The 24479-nt window shown below is 64.6% G+C and carries 22 protein-coding genes; 20 read left to right on the top strand and 2 right to left on the bottom strand.

Going from position 1 to position 24479, the window contains the following annotated elements; genetic code table 11:
* Positions 1–76 precede the first annotated feature (76 nt).
* The 7 genes from ABIE08_RS15975 to ABIE08_RS15945 all read left to right on the top strand — a co-directional run bounded on the left by ABIE08_RS15975 (position 77) and on the right by ABIE08_RS15945 (position 7629).
* Positions 77–1285, top strand: coding sequence for a CaiB/BaiF CoA transferase family protein (locus ABIE08_RS15975; RefSeq protein WP_354552526.1), 1209 nt, complete (start codon positions 77–79; stop codon positions 1283–1285).
* 49 nt (positions 1286–1334) lie between these two features.
* The gene (locus tag ABIE08_RS15970) at positions 1335–2312 is read left to right on the top strand and encodes a substrate-binding domain-containing protein (protein WP_354552525.1); all 978 of its coding nucleotides are present in this window, start codon (positions 1335–1337) and stop codon (positions 2310–2312) included.
* A gap of 186 nt (positions 2313–2498) precedes the next feature.
* Positions 2499–3497 carry an ABC transporter permease gene (locus ABIE08_RS15965; RefSeq protein ID WP_354552524.1) on the top strand — a complete coding sequence of 333 codons (999 nt, stop codon included), beginning with the start codon at positions 2499–2501 and terminating at the stop codon, positions 3495–3497.
* Positions 3498–3544: 47 nt separating this feature from the next.
* The gene (locus ABIE08_RS15960) at positions 3545–4510 is read left to right on the top strand and encodes a sugar ABC transporter substrate-binding protein (protein ID WP_354552522.1); all 966 of its coding nucleotides are present in this window, start codon (positions 3545–3547) and stop codon (positions 4508–4510) included.
* A gap of 51 nt (positions 4511–4561) precedes the next feature.
* Positions 4562–6037 (top strand): sugar ABC transporter ATP-binding protein, encoded by a 1476-nt coding sequence (locus ABIE08_RS15955; protein WP_354552521.1) that lies wholly within the window; start codon positions 4562–4564, stop codon positions 6035–6037.
* A gap of 15 nt (positions 6038–6052) precedes the next feature.
* Entirely contained in the window at positions 6053–6544 is a 492-nt protein-coding gene (gene rbsD / locus ABIE08_RS15950) for a D-ribose pyranase (RefSeq protein ID WP_354552520.1), read from the top strand.
* A gap of 20 nt (positions 6545–6564) precedes the next feature.
* On the top strand, positions 6565–7629 hold the full coding sequence (locus tag ABIE08_RS15945; protein WP_354552518.1) for a Gfo/Idh/MocA family protein: 1065 nt from the start codon (positions 6565–6567) through the stop codon (positions 7627–7629).
* A gap of 75 nt (positions 7630–7704) precedes the next feature.
* Here the strand turns inward: ABIE08_RS15945 and ABIE08_RS15940 are convergent, their stop codons facing one another.
* Both ABIE08_RS15940 and ABIE08_RS15935 read right to left on the bottom strand, forming a co-directional pair.
* Complete coding sequence (locus ABIE08_RS15940; RefSeq protein WP_354552517.1) at positions 7705–8403, bottom strand: FadR/GntR family transcriptional regulator; 699 nt, start codon at positions 8401–8403, stop codon at positions 7705–7707.
* Between the two features lie 125 nt (positions 8404–8528).
* Positions 8529–9578, bottom strand: a complete 1050-nt coding sequence (locus ABIE08_RS15935) for a LacI family DNA-binding transcriptional regulator (RefSeq protein WP_354552516.1) — start codon at positions 9576–9578, stop codon at positions 8529–8531.
* Between the two features lie 212 nt (positions 9579–9790).
* On the opposite strand from ABIE08_RS15935, the gene ABIE08_RS15930 reads away from it, so the two are divergent.
* The 13 genes from ABIE08_RS15930 (at position 9791) to ABIE08_RS15870 (ending at position 24422) form a co-directional block, all read left to right on the top strand.
* Positions 9791–10651: an amidohydrolase family protein gene (locus ABIE08_RS15930; protein ID WP_354552514.1), complete on the top strand. Its 861-nt coding sequence runs from the start codon at positions 9791–9793 to the stop codon at positions 10649–10651.
* A 49-nt stretch (positions 10652–10700) separates the two neighbouring features.
* Complete coding sequence (locus ABIE08_RS15925; protein WP_354552513.1) at positions 10701–12434, top strand: IlvD/Edd family dehydratase; 1734 nt, start codon at positions 10701–10703, stop codon at positions 12432–12434.
* Positions 12435–12714: 280 nt separating this feature from the next.
* Positions 12715–14436 (top strand): IlvD/Edd family dehydratase, encoded by a 1722-nt coding sequence (locus ABIE08_RS15920; RefSeq protein ID WP_354552512.1) that lies wholly within the window; start codon positions 12715–12717, stop codon positions 14434–14436.
* A 23-nt stretch (positions 14437–14459) separates the two neighbouring features.
* Entirely contained in the window at positions 14460–15122 is a 663-nt protein-coding gene (locus ABIE08_RS15915) for an RraA family protein (RefSeq protein ID WP_354552511.1), read from the top strand.
* Between the two features lie 75 nt (positions 15123–15197).
* The gene (locus ABIE08_RS15910) at positions 15198–16238 is read left to right on the top strand and encodes an ABC transporter permease (RefSeq protein WP_354552510.1); all 1041 of its coding nucleotides are present in this window, start codon (positions 15198–15200) and stop codon (positions 16236–16238) included.
* A 64-nt stretch (positions 16239–16302) separates the two neighbouring features.
* Positions 16303–17283: a substrate-binding domain-containing protein gene (locus tag ABIE08_RS15905; RefSeq protein WP_354552509.1), complete on the top strand. Its 981-nt coding sequence runs from the start codon at positions 16303–16305 to the stop codon at positions 17281–17283.
* A gap of 39 nt (positions 17284–17322) precedes the next feature.
* Entirely contained in the window at positions 17323–18096 is a 774-nt protein-coding gene (locus ABIE08_RS15900) for an ATP-binding cassette domain-containing protein (protein ID WP_354552507.1), read from the top strand.
* Between the two features lie 192 nt (positions 18097–18288).
* On the top strand, positions 18289–19557 hold the full coding sequence (locus ABIE08_RS15895) for an ABC transporter substrate-binding protein (protein WP_354552506.1): 1269 nt from the start codon (positions 18289–18291) through the stop codon (positions 19555–19557).
* Between the two features lie 73 nt (positions 19558–19630).
* Positions 19631–20563: a carbohydrate ABC transporter permease gene (locus tag ABIE08_RS15890; RefSeq protein ID WP_354552505.1), complete on the top strand. Its 933-nt coding sequence runs from the start codon at positions 19631–19633 to the stop codon at positions 20561–20563.
* Positions 20556–21434: a carbohydrate ABC transporter permease gene (locus ABIE08_RS15885; RefSeq protein WP_354552503.1), complete on the top strand. Its 879-nt coding sequence runs from the start codon at positions 20556–20558 to the stop codon at positions 21432–21434. The genes ABIE08_RS15890 and ABIE08_RS15885 overlap by 8 nt, the downstream gene beginning before the upstream one ends.
* Positions 21435–21446: 12 nt before the next feature.
* Positions 21447–22550 (top strand): ABC transporter ATP-binding protein, encoded by a 1104-nt coding sequence (locus ABIE08_RS15880; RefSeq protein WP_354552502.1) that lies wholly within the window; start codon positions 21447–21449, stop codon positions 22548–22550.
* Between the two features lie 36 nt (positions 22551–22586).
* Complete coding sequence (locus tag ABIE08_RS15875) at positions 22587–23567, top strand: NAD-dependent epimerase/dehydratase family protein (RefSeq protein ID WP_354552501.1); 981 nt, start codon at positions 22587–22589, stop codon at positions 23565–23567.
* Between the two features lie 66 nt (positions 23568–23633).
* Positions 23634–24422: an SDR family NAD(P)-dependent oxidoreductase gene (locus ABIE08_RS15870; protein WP_354552499.1), complete on the top strand. Its 789-nt coding sequence runs from the start codon at positions 23634–23636 to the stop codon at positions 24420–24422.
* Positions 24423–24479 lie beyond the last annotated feature (57 nt).

The raw sequence follows: 24479 nt of genomic DNA, 5'->3' as shown, positions 1-24479 counted from the left end.
GACTTGTTAGCGCTATCACAACGATCAACACAGCCGCCATATTTCAATTGGCGAAAAAATTCGAGCGGGAGAGGCAATGAGCCAGGAAAAGCGGAATAAGGCCCAGATCCTTTCGGGCTACCGCGTGCTGGACTGCACGGTTGCGATGTCGGGTCCGTTCGCGGCCCAGCGCATGGGCGACATCGGCGCTGACGTGATCAAGATCGAGCCGGTCGAGGGCGAGTGGCAGCGGCGCATGCCGGCAGGCGGCGGAAATCGCAAGATCAACGCCTCGTTCCTGTCGCTGAACCGCAACAAGCGCAGCCTGGCGATCAACCTGAAGGCCCCCGAAGGCCAGGCCGCCCTGCACAAGCTGGTCAAGGACGCCGACGTCTTCATGCAGAACTATCGCCCGCATGTGGCGAAGAAGCTGGGCGTCGATTACGACACGCTAAAGGCGATCAACCCGCGCCTGATCTATGTCTCGATCTCCGGCTACGGTGCCGAGGGCCCCTATTCGGCCCGCCCCGGCCAGGATCTGCTGCTGCAGGCGCTGAGCGGCGCTATGTATTCGACCGGCCAGGCGGACGGACCGCCCCAGCCGATCGGCCAGTATGTCGTCGACGCCACCACCGCCTATGCCGCCTTTGAAGGCGCGCTGGCAGCGCTGCTGCACCGCGAGCGCACCGGCGAAGGCCAACTGGTCGAGGTCAACATGCTCGACGCGGCCATCTCCTTCCAGATGCAGGAGCTTTCCGTCTTCACCATCGACGGCAAGCCGCAGAAGCGCACGCAGGAGCCGCACGGCCACGTCTATATCCGCGCGCCCTATGGCGTGTTCGCGACCCAGGACGGCTATGTCGCCCTCGCCTTCCCGCAGCTCGCCAAGCTTGGTGAACTGTTCGACGAGCCCGCCTTCCTGGCAATGAACGACGATGTTGATCCGTTCGAGCAGCGCGACCTGATCCACCAGTTGGTGGCCAAGCACAGCGCGAGGTGGAAGCAGGCCGACCTGATCGAAGCGATGCTGGCGCTCGGACTCTGGGCCGGCCCGGTCAACGACTTCGCCAAGACGGTCGAGGATCCGCAGGTGAAGTTCAATGGCAGCTTCGTCGAATACGAACATCACTCCGAGGGCCATCTGAAGACCCCCGGTTTTCCCATCCGCTTCAGCAAGACCCCGTCGACGGTGGAGAGAGGCGCGCCGCTGGTCGGCGAGCATAGTCGCGAGGTTCTCGGTGCCGCGGGTTTCGAGGCTGAGGAGATCGACCGTCTGATCTCGGAAGGCGTTATCGGCGCGCCCTAGGCGCGCGAGGAAGGGCGGCGAATGCCGCCGTCGATGAGGGAGGATTACCATGACCTATACCAAGCGTCAGTTCATCGCTCTGGCAGGCGCGTTCGGCCTGCTGGCTTCTGTCGCGATGCCGGCGGCGCAGGCCGCAGGCAAGCAGATCGTCTATCTTTCGGCCGGGCTCGACGCGCCTTTCTGGCGTTATGTGTCGAAGGGCGTCGAGGCGGCGGCGAAGGAGCACGGCTACGACTTCGTCGCGCTCGATTCCCGCAACAATACCCAGACGCAACTGCAGAATACGCAGGATGCGATCGTCAAGGGCGCGACCGGCATCGTCCTGTCGCCCACCGACTCCTCGACCGCACCGGCCGTTCTCGGTCTCGCCCAGAAGGCGAACATCCCGGTAAGCTTCGCCGGCATCGGCACGACTTCGGGCGAATACGTGACCTTCGTCACGTCGAATGACGAGGCGGGCGCCTATGACGTCGGCAAGGCGCTTGCCAAGGCGTTTGAAGCCAAGGGCTGGAAGAATGCCGAAGTCGGCATGGTCACCATCTCCCAGGCCCGCCAGAACGGCGTCAAGCGAACCAACGGCTTCGTCAAGGCGATGGAAGAAGCAGGCCACAAGATCGTGGCCCGCAACGAGATGCAGACCTACACGGCCGACGAAACCTATCGTTTCGTGCAGGACATGCTGACGGCGCATCCCGAAATGCGCGGCATCTTCGTCCAGACGGATTCCCCCACGCTGGGCGCCAAGCGCGCCGTCGACGCGATGCGTCGCGGTGGCGAGACTCTGATCGGCGCCTTCGACGGCGTGCCGGAATTCCTGCCCATGATCGAAGGCGGCTCGATCGTCGCCAGCGGCATGCAGCAGCCCTACCTGATGGGCAAGACGGCGGGCGAAAGCGTCATCGCCAAGCTCGAAGGTGGCAAGACGGAGAAGGAAGTCGTGCTTCCGATCCTGACGGTCAGCAAGGACAACCTCGCGACCATTCTGCCGGATATCAAGCTGACGGTTTTCGCCGGCGAACTGAAGTAATCGGCCGGTCGGCGGCCTTGCGCCGCCGGCCCGTCCGCCCGCCCTGCCCGATACGGCAATGGGCCAAGCCATTTCATGAAATCAACACCCTGCGAGCCGGGCCGCTTCGTTGCGCGCCGCCTCGTGGACCAACGGATACGGAATCGTCCGCACGCTGAGCTGCGACGATGCGAGGGAGATAGGATGATGACGAACGTCGCAACGGGCAGCCCCGCGCAGGGTGGACTGGTACAATCGGCGCGAGGGCTGCTGCTGACCCGGGAGGCCGGTGTCTTCGGGGCGTTGCTTGCGCTCTGCATCGTCTTTGCCATTGCCAGCCCCGTCTTCCTGACGGGCCAGAATATTCTCAATCTCCTGCGCCAGATCTCGCTGCTTGGCGTGCTGGCGATCGGCGCCACCTATGTTCTGATCATCTCCGAAGTCGATCTCTCGGTCGGCTCGCTCTACGGCTTCGCCGGCATGGTCGGTGGCCTGCTGATCGTCAGCGGTGTGCCGGAAGTCGCCGCGATCCTGATCACCCTGACGCTGGGCCTTGCCATCGGCGCGATGAACGGCGCCATCACGGTCGCCGGCCGCATCCCCTCCTTCATCACCACACTCGGCACGCTCTATCTGATTCGCGGCGCCACGCTGGTGATGAGCAACGGCATGCCGGTCTCCCTGCCGCACGGCCAGGGCGCCGCGCCGATCCTGACCGCTCTGGCGCAGGGCAGCCTGATCGGCAACCTGTCCAACCAGGTGCTGGTCCTGATCGTCGTCGCCGCGCTCGGCTTCTTCCTTCTGCACAAGACGACCTTCGGCTTTCACATCTTCGCCGTCGGCGGCAATGACCGCGCCGCCCGCATCGTCGGCGTGCCCGTGTCGCGCACCAAGATCATCGCCTTCGCGATCGCCGGCCTGCTCGCGTCCTTCGCCGGCATCATCAATTTCGGATTTCTCGAAAACGTCCAGCCTGTCACGGGCATCGGCCTGGAGCTGGATGTCATCGCCGCAGTCATCATCGGTGGCACGCGGCTTGGAGGCGGCGAGGGTTCCATCCCCGGAACCCTGCTCGGTGTGCTGCTGATCGGCGTCGTACGCAACGGCCTTATCCTGCTGGGTGTGACGCCCTTCTGGCAAACCACGCTGATCGGAGCGGTTGTGCTGACCGCGGCGCTGATCGGCGGACTGACGTCGAAGAAATAGCCATTCGACCCATCAACTGAACGAACTTCATCTGGGAGGATACCACCATGCTACGCGCAACACTCTTTGCGGGCCTCGCGACCCTTGCGCTGCTCGTGCCGGCCGCGGCCGCCGACTTCACGCTGTCGCCGGCGATCAAGGCCCGTGCGGCCGCCAAGGAACAGCCGACCTTCGTCGTTTCCTATCATGACCCCGCGCTCTCGGTCGCCGTACCGATGCGCAACGGTGTCGAGGCTGCCGGCAAGGAGTTCAACGTCAACGCGCTGTTCACCGGCCCGGTTGGCGGCGGCGCCGAGAAGCAGGTTGCCGAGCTCGAGAACTGGATCACCAAGGGCGTCGACGGCCTCGCCGTCTCGTCCTCCTCGACCGACGCGCTCGCGCCGGTGATCAACAAGGCGCTCGCCGCCGGCATCCCGGTCGTCACCTTCAACACCGACAATCCGGCTTCGCAGCGCCTGACCTTCGTCGGCCAGGACCTCGTCTATTCCGGCGTCGTCATGGGCGACACGCTGGTCAAGGAAATGGGCGAAAAGGGCAAGATCCTGATTTTCACGGTCGATGCCGCCGCCCAGTGGTCGAAGGATCGCGAGAACGGCGCCCGCCAGGCGCTTGCCAAGCATCCCGGCATCACCATCGCAAGCCTGGTGAACACGACCAACGAGCCGCAGCAGATCTACGCCGCGATCGAGAACGCCGTTCTGGCCAATCCGGACATCACCGGCATCATCTCGCTCGATTGCTGCTCGTTCCCCGCGATCGGCCAGTATCTCGAGCGCAATGGCATGGCCGGCAAGATCCCGGTCGTCGGTTCCGACCTGCTGCCGCAGACGCGTGAACTGATCATCTCGGGCGCGCTGACCTCGACCATCACGCAGAACCCGCAGCGCCAGGGCCACGACGCCGTGCTCGTGCTCAACCAGATCTACGCCGAAGGCAAGATGCCTCCGAGCCACACCGACACCGGCGTCGAAGTCATCGACAAGTCCAACGTGGAAAAGCACCAGGCCGAGTAAGGCCCGCTGCTTCCTGCCCTGCCAATTGATCCAGAACGAGAGTATTCGCCGATGACTTCGATGCTTCAGCTTCGCGACCTGGGGAAATCCTTCGGGAGCTTCTGGGCGCTGCGCAATGTCAGCATTGAGTTCAAGCAGGGCGAGGTTCATGCACTCGTCGGAGAGAACGGCGCGGGCAAGTCGACGCTGATCAAGCTGATCGCCGGCGTCTACCAGCCAAGCGAGGGGGCCATCATCGGCCCCCTCGGCACCGAACTGAAAATGAAGACGCCGCGCGATGCGCTCTCCTGCGGCATCGGCGTGGTGCACCAGGAACTCGACCTGTTCGACAATCTGACGGTGGCCGAGAACATCGCGCTCGGCATCGACGACAGCGGCTTCGTCAAGCCGTCCAGGGACAAGATGGCGGCGCGGGCGCGCAAGGCGCTCGACGAACTCCAGGAACAGAAAATCCTTCCCTCGATGCGGGTCGGAGACATTTCCTCGTCCGACAAGCAACTGGTTGCCGTCGCCAAGGTGCTGACCTGGGACGCGAAGGTCATCATCTTCGACGAGCCGACCTCGGCGCTGAACGCGGCCGAAGCCGCGCGTCTGCTGGAGCGCATCCGCCATCTGCGCTCGGTCGGCGTTACCGTGATCTATGTCTCGCACAAGCTCGGCGAGATCTTCTCGATCGCCGACCGCATTTCGGTCATTCGCGACGGCACGCTGATCACCACCCGTCCGGTGGCCGAGTTCGACCACGAGAAAGTGGTCGACGCGATGCTGGGCCGCCAGCCGGCCGAGATCTTTCCGGTCCAGGTAAAGCCGCGCCCGACCAAGGAAGTGCTGCTCGACGTCGCCGACGTGCATGGCCGCGAGCTGGCCGGCGCCTCGCTGAAGGTGCGCGCCGGCGAGATCGTCGCCTTGGCGGGCTTGCCCGATTCCGGCCCCTCCTCGCTGCTGCGCCATATCTTCGGCATGGACCATGCCACCTCGGGCACGATCTCGATTTCGGGACGGCCCATTGGCCGCTCGACACCCCGCGCCGCCATCCGCAGCGGTGTCGCCTATCTGCCGGCCGACCGGCTGCGCGAAGGCATCCTGCCGCTGATGAGCGTGCTGCGGAATGCCGAAGCGACGGATGAGGCGATGCACGCGAGCGACGGGTCGACGCGCCGGGGCAAGGCGCTGGCCGCCATCAAGCGCCTCTCGGTCCGCACGTCCTCGATCCTGAACCGCATCACCTCGCTCTCGGGCGGCAATCAGCAAAAGACGCTGATCGCCCGCTGGCTGGTGATGGATCCGAAGGTGCTGATGCTCGATGACCCGACGCGCGGCGTCGATATCGGCGCCAAGTCGGAGATCTATCACATCCTGCGCGGCATCGCCGATTCCGGCGCCGCCGTCGTCTTCACCTCATCGGACTCGCTGGAACTCGCCCGCCTGTCCGACCGCATCCTGCTTTTCCGCGGCGGCAAGATCGTCGACGAGATCGTGCGGGACGTTACCCATGCCGAACTCGACCGTGCGATCAGCGCGGCTTAACAGAGGAAGAAACCCATGAAGCGCTCCGGTATTCTCAACGCCGAACTCGCCGAAGCCATTGCCACGATGGGCCATGGCGACATCATGATGATCGTCGATGCGGGCTTCCCGATCCCCAGCGACGCCTGGCGCATCGACCTCGCCATCAGCGCCGACCTGCCGACGCTCGACCAGCTCTATTCGGCGATCGCACCGGAGCTGATCGTCGAGAAGGTGATGTTCGCGTCGCAGGTCGCCGAGCACAACAAGCCGCTCTACCGCTCGCTCACCACCTGGTTCGACGAGCGCGACTTCGAGCCCGTCACCTATGAGGATACCGTTGGTCCGCTGGCCCAGAAGGCCAAGGTCATCGTCCGCTCCGGCGCGCTCGATCCCTGGGGCAACATCGCCCTCGTCGGCGGCGTCGACTACAAGGCCTATTTTAACGACCCGGAATGCGCCGTGCCGGACATGTACCGCAAGTGGCTCGACCGCGAGCCCTTCGTCCCCGGCGCCAAGCGCCGCTAGTCCGACCGGAAGGAGCACACATGGCTGAGACAGCCCAGGCCGGGCGCAAGGCGCGCATCGGCATCATCGGCGCCGGCTCGTGGGCCGTCGCCAACCACCTGCCGATCCTGAAGCGCCATCCGGGCGTCGAGCTGGTCGGCGTCGCGCGGCCCGGCGCCGCGGAGCTGGCCCAGGTCAAGGAGGCGTTCGGTTTTGCGCACGCCTACGAGACCTATGAAGAACTGCTCGCCAATGTCGAGATGGACGGCGTCATCATCGCGTCGCCGCACCATCTGCACGCCGAGCAGGCCATGGCGGCGCTGGCCAAGGGCAGCCACGTCATGGTCGAGAAGCCCATGGCGACCAATTCCGGCGACGCGCGCAAGCTGATCGCGGCCGCCGAAGCCGCCGGCCGCGAAATTCTCGTGCCCTATGGCTGGAGCTTCCAGCCCTATTTCAAGAAGGCGCACGAACTGGTCGCTTCGGGCCGCATCGGCCGCATTCGCCATGTCTCGGCGCAGATGGCGACACCGATCGAAGACCTCGTCTCGGGCGGCGAGCTGCAGGGCACCGAGAACGAGATGTTCCGGCCCGAACGCGCCACCTGGGCCCATCCCGGCACCGGCGGCTATGGCTGGGGCCAACTGGTCCACATGCTGGGCGGCCTGTTTTATGTGACGGATCTGGAGCCGGAGAGCGTGTTCGCGCTGCTCGGCAAGTCGGCGATCGATACCGACATCCACAACGCGCTCGCCATGACGTTTGCCGGCGGCGCCACCGGTTCGCTGTCGGGCTCCGCCTCGGTGCCGCCCGGCTCGCCCTTCCAGGTCGATATCCGCCTGTTCGGCACGGAGGGCATGCTGCTGCTCGACGTCGAGCGCGAGCGGCTCTGGCTGCGCCGTCTCGATGGCCAGGACGAGGAGATGGCGATCGAGCCCGGCGCTGGTGCCTATACCTGCGTCACGCCGGTCGAAGCCTTCGTCGACATCTGCCTCGGCATCCCGACCGAAAACTGCGGCAACGCGCAGGTCGGCCTGCGCTCGGTGCAGGTGGTCGAGGCGATGCTGAAATCGGGCGAGACCCGCACGATGGTCGACGTCGCCTAGGCTTCTTTTTCTACGGAACAATGCAGATCGCCCTGCCGGGAAACCGGCGGGGCGATTGGCGTTTGGAGCCTTGTTCTACAGCCCCAGCCGGCGAGACGAGTTGGTCAAATGCGAGCGCATCGCGGCGGCTGCGGCAGCGGGATCGCGCGCCTGGATCGCCTCGAAGATCCGCTGATGCTCGCCATGCGCGATCGCCTTCGTCTTGGTGAAATCGAGCGAACGCAGCGCCATGAGAATGCTCTCCTTCAGCTTCACATCGACGAAGGCGATGAACAGCGAGACGAAAGGGTTCTTCGTCGCGCCGGCCACCGCGCGGTGGAACGCGATATCCGTCTCGACATAGGCGCTGTGCAAGTCCTTGACCTCGGCCAGATTGTCGATGCAGCGGGCCATCTCCGCGAGATCTTCGTCGCTGCGCTGGATCGCGGCGAGTTCGGCTGCGCCCGTCTCCAGCATCAGCCGCAACTCGTAGAGGTGACGGTAGTCTTCCGGTACCGCCAGGCTGTTCGGCTCCAGCGTCAGCGAGTTGGCAGCCTCGGGCGAGGCCACGAAGGCACCGATGCCCTGGCGCGAGACGACCAGCCCCTCATGCCGGAGCTTGGCGATGGCCTCGCGGATCACGGCGCGGCTGACGCCATGCTGGGCCGAGAATTCCTGTTCGGTCGGCAGACGGTCGCCGGGCTTCAGGTTTCCGCGCAGGATCTCGAAGCGCACAAAGGCGGCGACCTGGGACGGAAGCCCCTGCCGGCTGACCTTGTTCGGATTGGTTTCCATCGCGGCGCACTTCCCTGATCCGGTTCCACCCGGTGGGACACACGCGGGGGAACTCAACAAGGCCTCATACGCCGACTTGCCCCCTCAAGCCAACCTCGACGGCATTTCTCATCGCCCGGGCGAGCTCAGGTCGTTTCGCCCAGCTCGAAATGAACCGGCAGCACCAGCTCGCGGGTGGGGAAACGTCCCTCCTCGAAGCGAGTCAGCAGCATCTGCCCTGCCCTCTCGCCCAGCTCATAGGCGGAGGAGATTACCGTCGTGACGAGCGGCCTTGCATAACGTCGCTGCTCGAAGCCGTTGAAGCCGGTGATCTTCACCCGCTCCGGCACGGCGATGCCGCGATCGAGCAGGATCGACATCGCCGCGATGGCGAAGCGGTCATTGCCGCCGACGATCGCATCCGGCAGCGGATGGCGGTCGAGATAGCCCATCACGGCCGCCCGGGCGCTGTCGAACTCCTCGGTTTCCGCCTGCACCACATCGATGCGGACATCACCGCCCGCCGCCTGGAAGCCCTCGCGCAAGCCTGCAACGCGTTGATCGATAGCGGGCCAGTTCTGGCTCGGCACGACCACCAGCACGGTCCCGACGCGGCGGGCAGCCAAGTGGTCGGCGAGCAGCCTGCCGCCACCGGCATCATCCTGGCGGACGATGCAGGTTTCCTGGTTTGGCGAGGCGATCGGCTCCTGCATCAGGACCAGAGGCTGATCCAGGTTGATCAGGCTGTCCAGGATGGTGCTGCGCGCGTCCGGCGGGCCGGAAAGCACGACGCAGAAGCCGTCGACCGCGAAGTTGCGGATGATCGACGACTGGTTGAACTGGCCGGCGCGGATCCCCTGGACCGTGACGGTGTGGTCGGCGGTGCTCAGCACGTTGCAGAGGCCGGCAACGACATGGGCGTTGAAATGATCGACCAGGAAGGACGGCGACTCGTCGACGAAGATCATCCCGACGGAGCGGCGGCGCGAGACGCGCAGGCTCCGGGCGCTGTGCTGGACGCGATAATTGAGGCGGGCGATCTCGCGCTCGACGGCCTTTCGGGTAGGCTCGCTGACGAACTGGTGCTTGCCGTTGACCACGTTGGAAACGGTCATCGGCGAGACGTCGGCCGCCTTGGCGACGTCCTTTATCGTGACACGCTTTTGCGGAGCGCGGCCGGAATCATGGTCCGACATGGAATGAGTCTTCCTCTTTTGGCCGTTGGGCTTCGCTTGTCCACCCCGGCCCGCGATTCAACGCTTCAACTCTCGAAATAACGGCTCATTCAGCGACTTTTACCGCCGGAAGCAATCCCCCATTTCACGATCGGCCTCTTGACAGGGTTAAGTGGGGTGTAATTTAACGTTAAACAACACAAACGCAGATCCTGGAAAACGAGGGGCCGATCATGCTGGTGGACTGCCACGTCAATATCTACAACGACGACCAGGTTACCCCGCTCTATGCCCAGCAGGCAGGCCTGGCCCGCGCGGCAGGCCTCGCCCCCAAGGCGGATGCAGATACGCTGGCCCGCGAGATGGCCGACGTCGACAAGGCCATCATCTTTTCGCTGCGTTACAAGGACTCGATCGGCGTCGACGGCAATGACGAGGTCACTGCTGCCGCTGTCGCCAAATATCCCGACAAGTTCGTCGGCTTCGCCGCCGTCGATCCCCGTATGCCCAACTGCATGGATCTCCTGGTTCACGCGATCGAGGATCTGAAGCTCAAGGGCGTCAAGTTCGGCCCGATCTACAATGGCGTGTCGCTGCTCGATCCCCGCCTTGAGCCGGTCTACGAGTATCTGCAGAAGAACAACCTGCCGCTCACCATGCATATGGGCACGACCTATGGCCGCAACGCGCCGGTCAACTATGGTCGCCCGCTCGACGTCGACACGATCGCGCTGCGCTATCCGGATTTGAAGATGATCATGGCCCATATGGGCCACCCCTGGTACGAGGAGTGCATCATCGTCGCGCGCAAGCAGCCGAACGTCTATTGCGAGGTGTCGGCGCTGCACTATCGCCCCTGGCAGTTCTACAACATCCTGGTCTGCGCCCAGGAATACACCATCACCGACCGCAACAAGATCTTCTGGGGCACGGACTTTCCGTTCGCCCGCGTCGCGGAATCGGTCGAGGGGCTGAAGAACATCAACAGCCAGGTCGAGGGCACGCCGCTGCCGCGCGTCGCCGATACGACGATCGATTACATCCTGAATTCGAACCCGTTCGAGCATTGGTGGCACGGCGGCCTCGCCGTCTGAGCGAGCCTCCCCTCGCCTGAACTGACCTCCAGCAGCCGATGGATTCGAGATGGCAGACGACAGCAGGGACAAGAAGGGTTTCCGCAGCCGGGAGTGGTTCGGCCGGCAGGATTCCTACGGCTTCATCTATCGAAGCTGGCTGCGCAACCAGGGCCATACGGCCGAGATGTTCGATGGCCGCCCGGTCATCGGCATCTGCAATAGCTGGTCCGACCTCAATCCCTGCAACGGCCATCTGCGCGAACTGGCCGAGCATGTGAAGCGCGGCGTCTATGCCGCCGGCGGCTTTCCGCTGGAGTTTCCGGTCACATCGCTCGGCGAAGCGCTGATGCGCCCGACCGCCATGCTGTTCCGCAATCTCGCCAGCATGGATGTCGAGGCCTCGATCCGCGCCAACCCGATCGACGGCGTCGTGCTGCTGGTCGGCTGCGACAAGACCACGCCGGCCGCGCTGATGGGCGCGGCCAGCGTCGACATCCCGACGATCGTCGTCTCCGGTGGGCCGATGCTTTCGGGCTCCTGGGAGGGCCGCCGCATCGGCTCGGGCACCGACGTCATTCGCTTCAAGGAAGCTGTGCGTGCCGGCACCATGTCGCTGCAGGAATTCATGGCGGCGGAAACCGCGATGTCGCCCAGCACCGGCTCCTGCATGACGATGGGCACCGCCTCGACCATGGCGAGCCTCTGCGAAGGGCTGGGCGTCGCCCTCCCCGGCAATGGCGCCATTCCGGCCGTCGACGCGCGTCGCCATGCGATTTCCTTCGAGGCCGGCAAGCGCATCGTCGCCATGACGCATGAAGGCCTGCGCCTCTCCAAGATACTGACGCGCGAAGCCTTCGAGAACGCCGTCGTCCTCAACGCGGCGCTCGGCGGCTCGACCAATGCCGTGGTGCATCTGCTCGCGATCGCCGGCCGCCTCGGCGTCCCCTTCTCGCTCGACGATTGGGACAGGCTTGGCAGCCACGTCCCCTGCCTGCTCAACCTGATGCCATCCGGCGAATATCTGATGGAAGACTTCTTCCGCGCCGGCGGCGTGCCGGCCGTGCTGAACGAGATCGCGTCGCTGCTGAACGGCAACGCGCTGACCGTCACCGGCCGGACCCAGGCGGAGAACAATGCCGGCGCCGTGCGCCATGACGAGCGGGTCATCCTGCCCCTCGACAAGCCGTTCCGGGCCAAGGCCGGCATCGCCGTGCTGCGCGGCAACCTCGCCCCGTCCGGCGCGGTGATCAAACCATCGGCGGCGACGCCGGAACTCCTGGTTCATCGCGGTCGCGCCGTCGTGTTCACCTCGGCGGACGATCTGAAGGCGCGCATCGACGATCCCGACCTGCCGGTCGACAAGGACAGCATGCTGGTGCTGCAGAACTGCGGCCCGCGCGGCTATCCCGGCATGGCGGAGATCGGCAACATGCCGATCCCGGCCAAGCTGCTGCGCGAGGGCATCACCGACATGGTGCGCATCTCGGATGCGCGCATGAGCGGTACCGCCTTCGGCACGGTCGTGCTGCATGTGGCGCCCGAAGCAGCAGCCGGCGGCCCCCTCGCCCTGGTCCGCGACGGCGACATGATCGCGCTCGATGTGCCGGGCCGCTCGATCCATCTGGAAGTCGACGACGCCGAACTGGAGCGTCGTCGCGCCGAGCTCAAGCCATTCGTATCGCCCTATGGGCGCGGCTATGAGCGGCTCTACGTCGATCACGTTATGCAGGCCGATTCCGGCGTCGATTTCGACTTCCTGGTTGGCGGCAGCGGCGACTACGTTCCGCGGGAGTCGCATTAACGCCCGCGGGACGACAGGTGTTCCGAGCCTGCCGACCCGCCCGCCTCACGCGGGCAGGAACCGCTATGGCATGACCTTTATCGTCATATGAAACGCCAAGCCAACCTCTTCGGAAGCGCCGTCAGAAAAGCGGAATTTGCATCATTTTCTAAATTGACTCTCAGGCTCTCCGCCGCTTAGCATTCACTTTAACGATACATATAAATGTGTCGACATGGTTCAAAAATTGAACCAACCAGGGAAACCGGGCCGCAGGGTTCGGGCAGAGGAGAATGATCCGATGAGCGAGCGCAAGCCGCTTCGGAGCGCGCGGTGGTTTGGCCGCCCCGACAAATACGGCTTCTATGCCCGCAGCTGGATGCGCAACCAGGGCATCCCGTCGGAGATGTTCGACGGCCGCCCGGTCATCGGTATCTGCAACACCTGGTCGGAACTCACCCCCTGCAACGCGCATCTGCGGCAGCTGGCCGAGCATGTGAAGCGCGGCATCCTGGTTGCCGGCGGCCTGCCGCTCGAATTCCCCGTCATGAGCCTCGGCGAGACGCTCGTCCGCCCGACGGCGATGCTCTACCGCAATCAGGTCAGCATCGACGTCGAGGAGACGCTGCGTGCCAATCCGATCGACGGCGTCGTGCTCCTCGCGGGCTGCGACAAGACCACGCCGGCGCTGCTGATGGGCGCGGCCAGCGTCGACCTGCCGACCATCCTCGTCTCCGGCGGCCCGATGCTGAATGGCCGCGTGCGCGGCAAGCCGGTCGGTTCCGGCACGGACGTCATCCGCTTCGCCGAAGCCGTGCAGATCGGCACGATGAGCCAGGAAGAATTCTACGAGGCCGAGGCCAGCATGAGCCGCTCGCCGGGCTCCTGCATGACCATGGGCACGGCCTCGACCATGGCGAGCCTCGCCGAAGCGATGGGCATCGCCCTCCCCTATAATGCGACCTGGCCGGCAGTCGACAGCCGCCGCGCGGTGCTAGCCGAAAAATCCGGCCACCACATCGTCGACCTCGTCCGCAATGACGTGCCGATGTCGAAGATCGTGACGCGCGAGGCGCTGGAAAACGCCATCGTCGTCAATGGCGGCATTGGCGGCTCGACCAATGCGGTCGTGCATCTGATCGCGCTCGCAGGACGCCTCGGCCTCGAGCTGACCCTCGACGACTGGGATCGCCTCGGCCGCATCGTCCCCTGCCTGCTCGACCTGATGCCGTCCGGGCAATTCCTGATGGAAGAATTCTGCTACGCGGGCGGCTTGCCGGCCTTGATGAAGGAATTGAAGCCGCTGCTGCATGGCGGCTGCATCACGGTCGAAGGCGCCACCATCGCCGACCGGCTGGAGGAAGCCGAGTGCTTCGACCGCACCGTCATCCGGACGCTGGAAGAACCCTTCAAGCCGCTGGGCGGCATCGCGGTGTTGCGCGGCAACCTCGCGCCCTCCGGCGCCGTGATCAAGCCGTCGGCGGCCTCGCCCGAACTGATGAAGCATCGCGGCCGCGCCGTCGTGTTCGAGAACATGCCGGACTTCAAGAAGCGGGTCGATGATCCCGATCTCGACGTCGATGCCGACAGCATCCTCGTGCTGAAGCATGGCGGCCCGATCGGCTATCCCGGCATGCCCGAGATCGGCAACATGCCGCTGCCGAAGAAGCTCCGCGCCGCCGGCGTGCTCGACATGGTGCGCATCTCCGATGCGCGCATGAGCGGTACCGCCTTCGGCACCGTCGTGCTGCATGTCGCGCCGGAAGCCGCGATCGGCGGTCCGCTCGCCTTGGTGCGAAACGGCGACTTCATCGAACTCGATGTCGAGGCGCGCAGCCTGCATCTCGACGTTTCCGAGGCCGAACTCGCCCAGCGCCGGGCCGAGTGGACGCCTCCCCCTCCCCATTATGACCGCGGCTACGGCCGGATGTTCCTCGACAACGTCCAGCAGGCCGACCGCGGCGTCGACTTTGGTTTTCTCGTTGGCGGCAGCGGCCATCCCGTGCCGGCCGAATCCGCCTGATCGCTCTAGTTACAGGATCTTTCATGACGTCCACTGCCCCCCTGCCCGAAGGCTGGAACAAGCTCTACGCCGCCGTTCTGTCGGATGCGCTCGATGCCGTCGGCGTCACGACGCAGGCGATGCCGTCCACGATCCGGCCGCTCGACGAGGACCTCATCCTCTGCGGCCGCGCCCGCACTGGCATCTACATGGAAACCGCCCATGTCGACCCCGACGTCAATCCGTATGAGCTGGAGATCAAGCTCATCGACGACCTGAAGCCGGACGAAGTGGCCATCCTCGCCTGCGGCGGCTCCGGACGCATCGCGCCCTGGGGCAGCCTGCTTTCGACCGCCGCCGTCGGCCGCAAGGCGGCCGGCTGCATCACGGACGGCTTCGTGCGCGACATCAAGACGATCCGCGAGCTGAAGCTGCCCGTCTTCCATGCCGGCATCGCGCCGCTCGATTCCAAGGGACGCGGCCAGATCGCGGCAATCGACGTTCCCGTCATCTGCGCCGGCGTGCGCGTCTGCACCGGCGATCTGGTGTTCGGCGATGCCGACGGCGTCGTGGTGATCCCGCAGGCGGTCGAGGCCGAAGTGCTGAAGATCGCCTTCGACAAGATCGCCAGCGAGGACAGCTCGATGGACGACCTTCGCAACGGCGCATACCTGCGCGACGTCTACGAACGCCACGGCGTCCTCTAGCTCGTCGAGGGTCGCGTTTTCTTCACGCGAGCCGGTAACCACGTCGCTCGAAAACGCTCCAAGCGGAAAAAGACCATGGCCATGCAAGCTTCGCACGATCCATCCGCCGCCAGCCTGCGGCTTTCCCTCAGCCGGCGTATCTTTGCCGTCGAGGGCATGGCCATCCTCGCGGTCTTCGCGCTGCTGATCGCGATCTTCATGGTCACGGCGCCGCAGACCTTCCTCGGCTACCGCATCTACATGACGTTCCTCGCGAACGTGCCGCCGCCGATGATCCTGGCGCTCGGCCTCACCTTCGTCGTCGTGGCGGGAGAGATGGATCTCTCCTTCCCCTCGATCGTCGCCTTCTCGAGCTATGTCTTCGCCATCCTGTTCAAGAATTATGAATTGACCTGGCTGGCCTTCGCGGCGGCGCTGATGGTCGGCGTCATCCTCGGCTTCGTGAACGGGCTGATCGTCACGCAGCTTGGTATCCCGTCGATGATCACCACGCTCGCCACGCTGTTCCTCTATGGCGGCCTCGTCGTGATCGTCTCGAACGGCCTGACCGTCGCCGTGCCGTCCGTGACCGACACCGTCATCCATTCGGTGTTCGCCGGCCGGATCGGGGTGCTGCCAGTGCAGGCGCTCTGGGCGCTCGCCGTCGCGGTGGCCCTCTGGTTCATCCTGAACCGCCACCGCTTCGGCGAGAACGTGCTGTTCATCGGCGACAATGCCCGCGTCGCGCATGTCGTCGGCATCCGGGTCGACCGCGAGAAGCTCAAGATCTTCACGCTGATGGGCCTGCTCTCCGCCTTTGCCGGCATCCTGCTGACGCTGGAAACGACCACCTACTTCTCCTCGCAGGGCATGGGCTACCTGCTGATCGTCGTGGCCAGCGTGTTCATCGGCGGCACGTCGATCTTCGGCGGCGCCGGCACCATTGTCGGCACCGTCGTCGGCGCGCTGATCGTCGCCATCATCGAGGCCGGCTTGGTCGCCAGCGGCGTGCAGGGCTTCTGGACCCGCTTCCTGATCGGCGTCGTCTTCCTGGTTTCCGTCACGCTCAACATGGCGCTCGAAGATCCCGACCGTGTTCCGCTCTTCAAGAAGATCCGGATGCGGCTGCGACGTTGAGGCAAAAGACCTCGACGCGTTTCAATAAAGAAAACAAGCACCTAACAGACAAAGGGACCACAACATGATCACAAGGCGTTTCCTTCTCGGCGCGGCCTGCGCCCTCGGCATGACCGGCATGCTCTCCGGCACGGCGCTCGCCGCCGAGCCCATGCTGACTGGCGAGGGCATGACCATCTATTTCCAGATGGGTGGCAATTCCGGCGACCCGACCACGCTGGCCCGCGAACTCGGCGCCAAGGCGGCAGCCGACATGCTCAAGGTCAAGCTGATCAACCAGTATGCCGGCTGGGACCAGCAGAAGATGCTGGAGCAGGCCAATCAGGCGCTGGCATCCCAGCCCGACGCCATCGTGGTCATGGGCCATTCCGGCACCGACTCGATGAAGCGTTTCCTGAACGATGCCAAAGAAGCCGGGATCGTCGTCGTTACCAACAACACCCGCCTGCCGGGCACCGACCTCAGCTATTTCGGCCTCGACAACTACGAGGCTGGCCGCGTGCTGGGCGAGAAGATGGTCGCCGCCGGCCTGAAGAAGGGCGACAAGGCGGTGATCTACGGCACGTTCGAGCAGACGGCGCATGCCGACATCTCGCGCGGCACGATCGAGGAATTCGACAAGGCCGGCGTGACCTATGACAAGCTGCAGTGGTCGAACGAGGCCGTGCAGGATCCCTCGCTCGCCGTGCCGGTGCTTGCCTCCTACCTCGAGAGCCATCCGGACGTGAAGGCGATCGCGGTTCCCGGCCATGGCGGCATCACTGCCATCCTCGCCAAGGTTCTGGACGCAGCCGGCAAGGCGCCGGGCTCCGTCATCACCGGCGGCTACGACATCTCGCCCGCTTCGATCGATGGCCTGAAGAAGGGCTATGTCACCGTCGTCGTCGACCAGCAGCCCTACCTGCAGGGCTTCATGCCCGTGGTCGCCGCGGTGCTGCAGAAGCGCTATGGCCTCGCCGGCCTGATGCTCAACACCGGCGGCGGCGTCGTCACCAAGGACAATGTCGACGCCATCGCGCCGCTGGTCGAGGAAGGCGTTCGCTGAGTTTCAGCGAACCCCGCCCCTGTTGAGGAGATGACGAGCATGCAGGCCGAAAACAGCGCGACCGATCTGGTGCGGATGGTCAACATCCAGAAGCACTACGGCAAGGTTGAGAGTCTCAAGAACGTTAACCTGACGATCGGGCGCAACGAGATCGTCGGCCTGATCGGCGACAACGGCGCCGGCAAATCGACGCTCATCAAGGTGATGACGGGCGTCGAGGCGCCGACCGCCGGCCAGCTCTTCATCAAGGGCAAGGAAGTCGAAGCCGGCGGCCATTCGGTCCGCAAGGCCCAGGACTTCCGGATCGAGACCGTCTACCAGGACAAGTCGCTCGGCGAGAAGCAGCCGCTCTGGCGCAACTTCTTCGTCGGGCGGCCGATCACCAACCGCTTCGGCTTCATCGACGTGAAGGCGGAAAAGCGGATCGCCGAGCAGATCATGAAATCGACGATCGGCTTCCGCTCGCGCGGCATCAGCGTCGACTCGACCGTCGGCAAGCTGTCCGGCGGCGAGCGGCAGGGCGTCGCCATCGGCCGCGCCATGCATTTCGACAGCGACCTGATCATCCTCGACGAACCGACCGTCGCGCTTGCCATCAAGGAAGTGCGGCGGGTGCTGGACTTCATCCAATCGATCAAGGCCGGCGGACGCTCCTGCATCTATATCGAGCACACGCTCGCCAATGTGCATGAAGTCGCCGACCGGCTGATCGTGCTCGATCGCGGCGAGATCGCGCTCGACACGCCCAAGAGCGCCTTGAGCCTCAGCGAACTGACGGAATTCCTGCTGTCGCTGCATCGCGTCCGCCATTGACGACAGGCGGCGGCCTCGGCCGCCGCTGACGCAAACCCGGCCAACGGACGACCGCCCTGCCCACCGGCAGGGCGACAGACAGTCCATGCCTGAAACGATCGAGGCCACGACCTCCAAAAGCAAGAAGCCAGAGAACTGGTCCCGATTGAACGCGACGTTCCAGAACTGCGATCAGAGGGAAAGGGAAGTTCCATGAAAATCTTGTCCGGTATCCGCAAGGGGATACTCGCCGGGGCGGCCGCCGCCCTGTTGGCATCGGTACCGATGACCGCTTTCGCCGAGCAGATCACGCTGCGCGTGCCGAGCTGGTGGTTCGGAGAACCCGGCAACAAAGTCTGGATGGAGAAGGTCGTAAAGGCCTTCATGGACGAGAATCCGGACATCAAGGTGGAAGGCTACAACGTCGCCTATGGCGCCTATGCCGACCAGATGCTGCTGGAAATGGGCTCCGGATCGCCGCCAGACGTCATCCACCTGTTGAACATGAACATCGGCGATTTTCTGCGCAACGACCTGCTGCTGCCGCTCGACGGCTATGTCGCCAAGAGCGACATCAGCAAGGAAACCTACAGCCCCGCGCAGTTTGAATCGCCGCTGATGGTGGATGGCCATACCTATGGCGTCATCCAGATGGTCGCGAACTACGTGCCCTTCTACAACGAGACGATCCTGAAGGCGGCCGGCTACGACAAGTTCCCGGACAATCCCAAGGATTTCCTCGAACTCGCCAAGAAGACGACCAAGGCGCCGAACCAGTTTGGGTACGCCGCGATGGTCAAGCCTGGCAGCTACATCCAGACCTATATGGACGTGGCGCAGTGGGTGATCGCCAATGGCGGCCATTTCGCCATCGACGGCAAGCCGACGGTCGACGATCCCCGCAACATCGAAGCGATCTCCATGTTCAAGGAGCTGTTCGATGCCGGCGTGATGCCACGCGATGTCGACAAGTCGACCTACCGGCAGATGTGGTGGCAGGGCAAGGTCGGCACGCTGTTCGACGGCTCCTGGATGATGGGCTTCGCAAAGGCCGGCAATCCCGAGATCGTCAAGGACCTGCGCACGGCGCCGATGCCGTGGCCGGGCCATCGCACGGCGGCGGCGTTCCAGCTCTGGGCGATCCCGAAGGATGCGCCGCATCCGGACGAAGCCTTCAAGCTGATCGAATTCATGCAGAGCGCCAAGTGGCAGAAGGAGATGGTCGCCATCACCAATGCCGTGTCGCCGCGCCTGAACAGCATCCCGGACGGCTATCTCGAGGCCAATCCGTGGTTCGCCACCTTCCAGGAAGCTTCCGACAAATATGCCGTCTCGATCATGCCGGCCGGCCTGGAGCTCTATGGCAACGAGGTCCTGAAGATCATCGCCGATAAGGTCGAGGAGATCCTCTACAAGAACCGCCCCGTCGCCGAGGCCATGGCCGAAGCGCAGGCGCAGGTCGTCGCCCTCGTCAAGAACTGACGCAGCGCCATCCGGGCGGCGGCGCGAAAGCCTCGTCGCCCGGTTCCTTCTCCTCTCCAGACGAGCGTGGTCCATGGCCCTCACCCAGACATCCGCCCGCGTCGCGGGCGTGAGGACCGTTCACTATGCCGACAGCCAGGATCGCTGGCTGCCTGCCGTGATGGTTCTTCCGTTTCTCCTCGCCATAACGGCGTTGGTGATCATTCCCCTGCTCTGGGGAATTCGCATCAGCTTCACCAACAGCCGCATCATCGGCCGAGCCTTCACAGAGGCCTTCACGCTCGCCAACTACCAGTCGATCCTGACCGATCCCGACACCTGGCATTCGCTCTATGTCACAGCGGTCTTCTCGCTCGGCACGGTGATCGGAAGCATCGCCCTCGGCCTTGTCACCGCGCTGGTGCTGACCCGCGCCTTTCCCGGCCGTGGCATCGTCCGCACGCTGATCATCCTGCCCTGGGCCGTGCCGCATGTCGTCGCCGCGCTGATCTGGCAGTGGATGTACAATCCAAACTACGGCGTCGTGAACTACGCCATCGGCTGGATCCCGTTCGTGACCAGCCAGCCGAACTGGCTGAGCGATCCGAACCTGGCGCTTCCCGCGATCATCATCCTGAACATCTGGAAGACCTATCCATTCGCGACGCTCGTCCTGCTCGCGGGCCTGCAGTCGATCCCCGACGAACTCTACGAGGCGTCCGAGATCGACGGCGCCGGACCCGTGCGCCGCTTCCTCGACATCACCCTGCCCGGCCTCAAGCATGTGCTCGCCATCGTCGTGCTGCTGTTGACGATCTGGAGCTTCGGCAATTTCGTCTTCATCTTCCTGATGACCCAGGGCGGCCCCGCCGGCGCCACCAACACATTGGTCGTGAAGGTCTATTTCGAGGCGTTCCGCTTCTTCCGCGCCGGCCCTGCCTTCGCAATGGGATCGCTGCTGCTGCTCGTCGCGGTGCTGCTGACGCTGGCCTACGCCTTCATCGTGCGGAGAGGTAATGATGCGTAACGCCCCCAGCGCCCGCCACGGCGAAGCCTTCCTGCCGAACCTCTCGCGGATCGCTGGAAGGCTGGCCCTCGCCGCCCTCATCCTGATCCTCTGCGCGATCGCGGTCTTTCCGTTCTACTGGATGTTCGTGACCTCGATCCGGCCCTCGGGTCAGTTGTTCGCCTATCCGCCGGAGATATTGCCGAGCGCCAATTCGGTGTTCTCGACCTATGTGACGATCTTCCAGGATACGGCGCTCGGAACCTGGCTCTGGAACAGCATCCGCGTCGCGCTCGGCACCGCGATCCTCGCCTCCTTCATTGGCGCGATGATGGCCTATTCCCTGTCGCGCTTCCGCTTCCAGGGGCGCGGCTTCACGGAATATCTGTTGCTCGCAACCCAGATGTTCCCGGGCATCCTGCTCGCCATGCCGATGTATGTGCTGTTCAGCAAGATCGGCCTGCTCAACAGCCTGCCCGGCCTGACCGTCGCTTACCTGGCCCTGCTGGTCCCGGTCGCGACCTCGCTGCTGAAGACCTTCTTCGACGGCATCCCGGTCGCGCTGGAAGAGGCCTCGCTGATCGATGGCGCGTCGCGGATCGGCACCTTCTTCCGCATCACGCTGCCGCTGTCGCTGCCGGGCCTCGCCTCGACCTTCCTGTTCTGCTTCATCATCGCCTGGGACGAATATCTCTTCGCCCAGATGTTCGTGCGCCAGCCGGGAAACTGGACGGTTTCCGTCGGCCTCGCCTCGTTCAGCGGCGAATACGTCACCCCCTGGGATCAGGTCATGACCGCGGCGACCATCGTCACGCTGCCGGCGGCCATCGTGTTCCTTTTCCTGCAGCGATACCTCGTCCACGGCCTCACGGCCGGCGGCGTAAAAGGTTGATCGGAGACCCTCATGAGCACCGCCCGCCTGGAACAACTCTCCAAGCAATATGACGGCCACCTCGCTGTCGACCGCATCAATCTCGACATCGCCGATGGCGAGTTCGTCGTCTTCGTCGGCCCGTCCGGCTGCGGCAAGTCCACGACGCTGCGCATGATCGCCGGGCTGGAACGCGCCACCGGCGGCGAGATCTGGATCGACGGCAAGCCCGCCAACCATGTTTCGCCGCGAGATCGCGACATCGCCATGGTGTTCCAGAACTACGCGCTCTATCCGCACATGACCGTGGCGCAAAACCTTTCCTACGCGCTGCGCCTGCGCAATTGGGCCCGCGCCGACATCGACCGCCGTGTCGGCGAGGTCGCGCAGTCGCTGGATCTGACTCCCCTGCTCCACCGCAAGCCGTCGCAGCTTTCCGGCGGCCAGCGCCAGCGCGTCGCGCTGGGCCGCGCCATCATCCGCGAGCCAAAGCTCTTCCTGATGGACGAGCCGCTCTCCAATCTCGACGCCAAGCTGCGCGTGCAGACCCGCGCCGAGATCACACGCCTGCAGCGCTCGCTCGGCATCACCACGATCTACGTCACGCACGACCAGACCGAAGCGATGACGATGGGCAACAAGATTGTCGTCATGAATGGCGGCCGCATCCAGCAGGCCGACACGCCGCAGCAACTCTACCAACACCCGGCCAATACCTTCGTGGCGCAGTTCATCGGCACGCCGCCGATGAACCTGCTGCGCTGCCGGCTCGAGCCGGAGGGTGGCGCGATCGTCGCGCGCGGCGCGGGCGTTAACATCCCGATCCGCCTGGAGAGCCTGACCGCGCTGCGTCCGAAAGTGCGGGACGGCGAATTCCTGATCGGCTTCCGCCCCGAGGACATCGTCATGGATCCGGGCACCGCGGGCAATGGCGTCACGGGCTCAGCCGACGTCATCGAGGGGCTCGGCCATGAGTCCCTTGTGAGCGTGAAGGAAGGCGAGAACGCCTTCATCGCCCGCATGTCGCCGGAGAACGCCGCGCCGATCCGGCTCGGCGACCGGCTGTCCTTCTCCGTCAATCCGGACCGGCTCCGCTACTTCTCCGCCGAAAGCGGCGAGGCGATCCGCGTCCCGTAGTCCCTGCAGTTTGACCGCTCAAAGAGGAATGAGACCATGAAGACGTTGATCACGGGGGCCTCCGGACGGGTGGGCCGACAGATGGTGGCGAGCCGCCAAGCGCTGGGCGACAGCGTGCGCGCGCTGGTGCTGCCGGGCGATCCGGGCCTCGAGGGCCTGAAGGATGCCGGCGTCGAGGTGATTGTCGGATCGCTGACCGACAAGGAAGCCGTCGAGCAGGCGGTCGCCGGCGTCGATATCATCGTGCATCTCGCCGCCGCCATGCTCTGGGAACAGGGCGCCGACCGCGAATTGTTCCAGCAGAACATCGCTGGCACCTTCAACCTGTTCGACGCGGTCGTGTCGCAGAAGGTCAAGCTACAGCGCTTCTTCATCGCGTCCAGCGACGAGGTCTACCCGTCGCTGAAGGCGCTCTATTCGCCGATCGACGAGCGTCATCCGCAGCAGCCCTACAGCTTCTACGGCCTGACCAAGGAGATCGACGAGCGACTGGCGCTCTATTACCATCGCTCGCATGGCGTTCCGGTCACCATCGCCCGCTTCGCGCTGATCGCGCGTTCCGAGGAAATCCGGCGGCCGAGCGGCTGGTCGGGTCGCTTCCTGTTCGTCGAGCCGATGCGCAACCTGTTCACCGCGCTCGGACGGCCGGATGCGGTCGCAGCACTCGACGCGGCCAAGACCGGCCCGGAAGACACGCTGCTGCTGGCGCTCGACGAGGACGGCATCCCCTACGAGTTCCACTTCTGCGACGTGATCGACCTGGTTGGCGGCATCAATCTGATGCTGAGCGATGTCTCGGCGGTTGGCGAGATCTTCAATCTGAGCGGCCCCAGCCCCTTCTCCTACAAGGTCGCGGTCGAGGCGCTGCACAAGACCTTCGGCTTCCCCTATGTCGAGGTCCGCATTCCGGGACCGGCCATCCGCGCCAGCCACGAGATCGCCAAGGCGAAATCGATCCTCGGCTACAAGCCGGTCTACGACATCCAGAAGATCATCGAGGAAGCCGCCAAGGCCTGATCCCATGCGACAAGCCGGTCGCCTCCGGCGGCCGGCCCAACGCCTGATCCCCATCGAGACGATGCCATGACAGATGACCACGCGCCCCGGCCTTCCGGCATCGCCACCTATCCGAGCCTGAAAGGCCGCGTCGCGCTGATCACGGGCGGCGGCAGCGGCATCGGCGCGACCATCGTCCGCCGCTTTGCCGAACAGGGCTGCCGCGTCGCCTTCTTCGACATCGCCGAGGAGACCTCGCGGGCGCTCGTCGCCGCGCTGGCAAAGGACGACCTCACCGGGCATTTCGAGAAGGTCGACATCACCAAGGTTGACGAGATCCAGGCGGCGATCGCCCGGGTGCGCGCGGCGCTGGGACCGATCACCATCCTCGTCAACAACGCCGCCAATGATGACCGCCACAAGCTCGACGACGTGACCTCGGAATATTGGGACTGGGCCCTCAGCGTGAATTTGAAGCACCAGTTCTTCTGCGCCCAGGCGGTCCACAAGGACATGGCGGCAGCCGGCGGCGGCGCCATCATCAATATGAGCTCGATTTCCTACCTCATGGGCGCCACGGACAACGACGCCTATCTGAGCGCCAAATCCGCCGTGATCGGCCTGACGCGCGGGCTGGCTCGCGAGCTTGGTCCGGACAATATACGTGTCAATTCCGTGCTGCCCGGCTGGATCATCACCGAACGGCAGCGCCGCCTGTGGCTCAACGCCGATGGCGAGAAGCGCATCCTGGAGCGGCAGTGTCTACGGCGGCAGCTCGACGCCGACGACATCGCGCGGCCTGTGCTGTTCCTCGCCTCCGACGAGGCCGGCGCCTGCACCAACCAGAGCTTCATCGTCGACGGCGGCTGGGTCTGACGCGCACACGCCCTTCTCGAAACAAAAAACGGACCCGATCGGGTCCGTTCTTCTTTT

The sequence above is a fragment of the Kaistia defluvii genome (assembly GCF_040548815.1).
Lineage (GTDB): Bacteria > Pseudomonadota > Alphaproteobacteria > Rhizobiales > Kaistiaceae > Kaistia > Kaistia defluvii_A.
This window is presented reverse-complemented; position numbering and strand designations above follow the sequence as displayed.

Excerpts from the sequence above, each read along its gene's own strand:
- ABIE08_RS15885 (WP_354552503.1), top strand. The coding sequence starts at position 20,556 with ATGCGTAACGCCCCCAGCGCCCGCCACGGCGAAGCCTTCCTGCCGAAC.
- ABIE08_RS15895 (WP_354552506.1), top strand. The coding sequence starts at position 18,289 with ATGAAAATCTTGTCCGGTATCCGCAAGGGGATACTCGCCGGGGCGGCC.
- ABIE08_RS15970 (WP_354552525.1), top strand. The coding sequence starts at position 1,335 with ATGACCTATACCAAGCGTCAGTTCATCGCTCTGGCAGGCGCGTTCGGC.
- ABIE08_RS15905 (WP_354552509.1), top strand. The coding sequence starts at position 16,303 with ATGATCACAAGGCGTTTCCTTCTCGGCGCGGCCTGCGCCCTCGGCATG.
- ABIE08_RS15955 (WP_354552521.1), top strand. The coding sequence starts at position 4,562 with ATGACTTCGATGCTTCAGCTTCGCGACCTGGGGAAATCCTTCGGGAGC.
- ABIE08_RS15975 (WP_354552526.1), top strand. The coding sequence starts at position 77 with ATGAGCCAGGAAAAGCGGAATAAGGCCCAGATCCTTTCGGGCTACCGC.
- ABIE08_RS15965 (WP_354552524.1), top strand. The coding sequence starts at position 2,499 with ATGACGAACGTCGCAACGGGCAGCCCCGCGCAGGGTGGACTGGTACAA.
- ABIE08_RS15940 (WP_354552517.1), bottom strand. The coding sequence starts at position 8,403 with ATGGAAACCAATCCGAACAAGGTCAGCCGGCAGGGGCTTCCGTCCCAG.
- ABIE08_RS15910 (WP_354552510.1), top strand. The coding sequence starts at position 15,198 with ATGGCCATGCAAGCTTCGCACGATCCATCCGCCGCCAGCCTGCGGCTT.
- ABIE08_RS15900 (WP_354552507.1), top strand. The coding sequence starts at position 17,323 with ATGCAGGCCGAAAACAGCGCGACCGATCTGGTGCGGATGGTCAACATC.
- ABIE08_RS15920 (WP_354552512.1), top strand. The coding sequence starts at position 12,715 with ATGAGCGAGCGCAAGCCGCTTCGGAGCGCGCGGTGGTTTGGCCGCCCC.
- ABIE08_RS15935 (WP_354552516.1), bottom strand. The coding sequence starts at position 9,578 with ATGTCGGACCATGATTCCGGCCGCGCTCCGCAAAAGCGTGTCACGATA.
- rbsD (WP_354552520.1), top strand. The coding sequence starts at position 6,053 with ATGAAGCGCTCCGGTATTCTCAACGCCGAACTCGCCGAAGCCATTGCC.
- ABIE08_RS15945 (WP_354552518.1), top strand. The coding sequence starts at position 6,565 with ATGGCTGAGACAGCCCAGGCCGGGCGCAAGGCGCGCATCGGCATCATC.
- ABIE08_RS15960 (WP_354552522.1), top strand. The coding sequence starts at position 3,545 with ATGCTACGCGCAACACTCTTTGCGGGCCTCGCGACCCTTGCGCTGCTC.
- ABIE08_RS15890 (WP_354552505.1), top strand. The coding sequence starts at position 19,631 with ATGGCCCTCACCCAGACATCCGCCCGCGTCGCGGGCGTGAGGACCGTT.
- ABIE08_RS15925 (WP_354552513.1), top strand. The coding sequence starts at position 10,701 with ATGGCAGACGACAGCAGGGACAAGAAGGGTTTCCGCAGCCGGGAGTGG.
- ABIE08_RS15880 (WP_354552502.1), top strand. The coding sequence starts at position 21,447 with ATGAGCACCGCCCGCCTGGAACAACTCTCCAAGCAATATGACGGCCAC.
- ABIE08_RS15915 (WP_354552511.1), top strand. The coding sequence starts at position 14,460 with ATGACGTCCACTGCCCCCCTGCCCGAAGGCTGGAACAAGCTCTACGCC.
- ABIE08_RS15875 (WP_354552501.1), top strand. The coding sequence starts at position 22,587 with ATGAAGACGTTGATCACGGGGGCCTCCGGACGGGTGGGCCGACAGATG.
- ABIE08_RS15930 (WP_354552514.1), top strand. The coding sequence starts at position 9,791 with ATGCTGGTGGACTGCCACGTCAATATCTACAACGACGACCAGGTTACC.
- ABIE08_RS15870 (WP_354552499.1), top strand. The coding sequence starts at position 23,634 with ATGACAGATGACCACGCGCCCCGGCCTTCCGGCATCGCCACCTATCCG.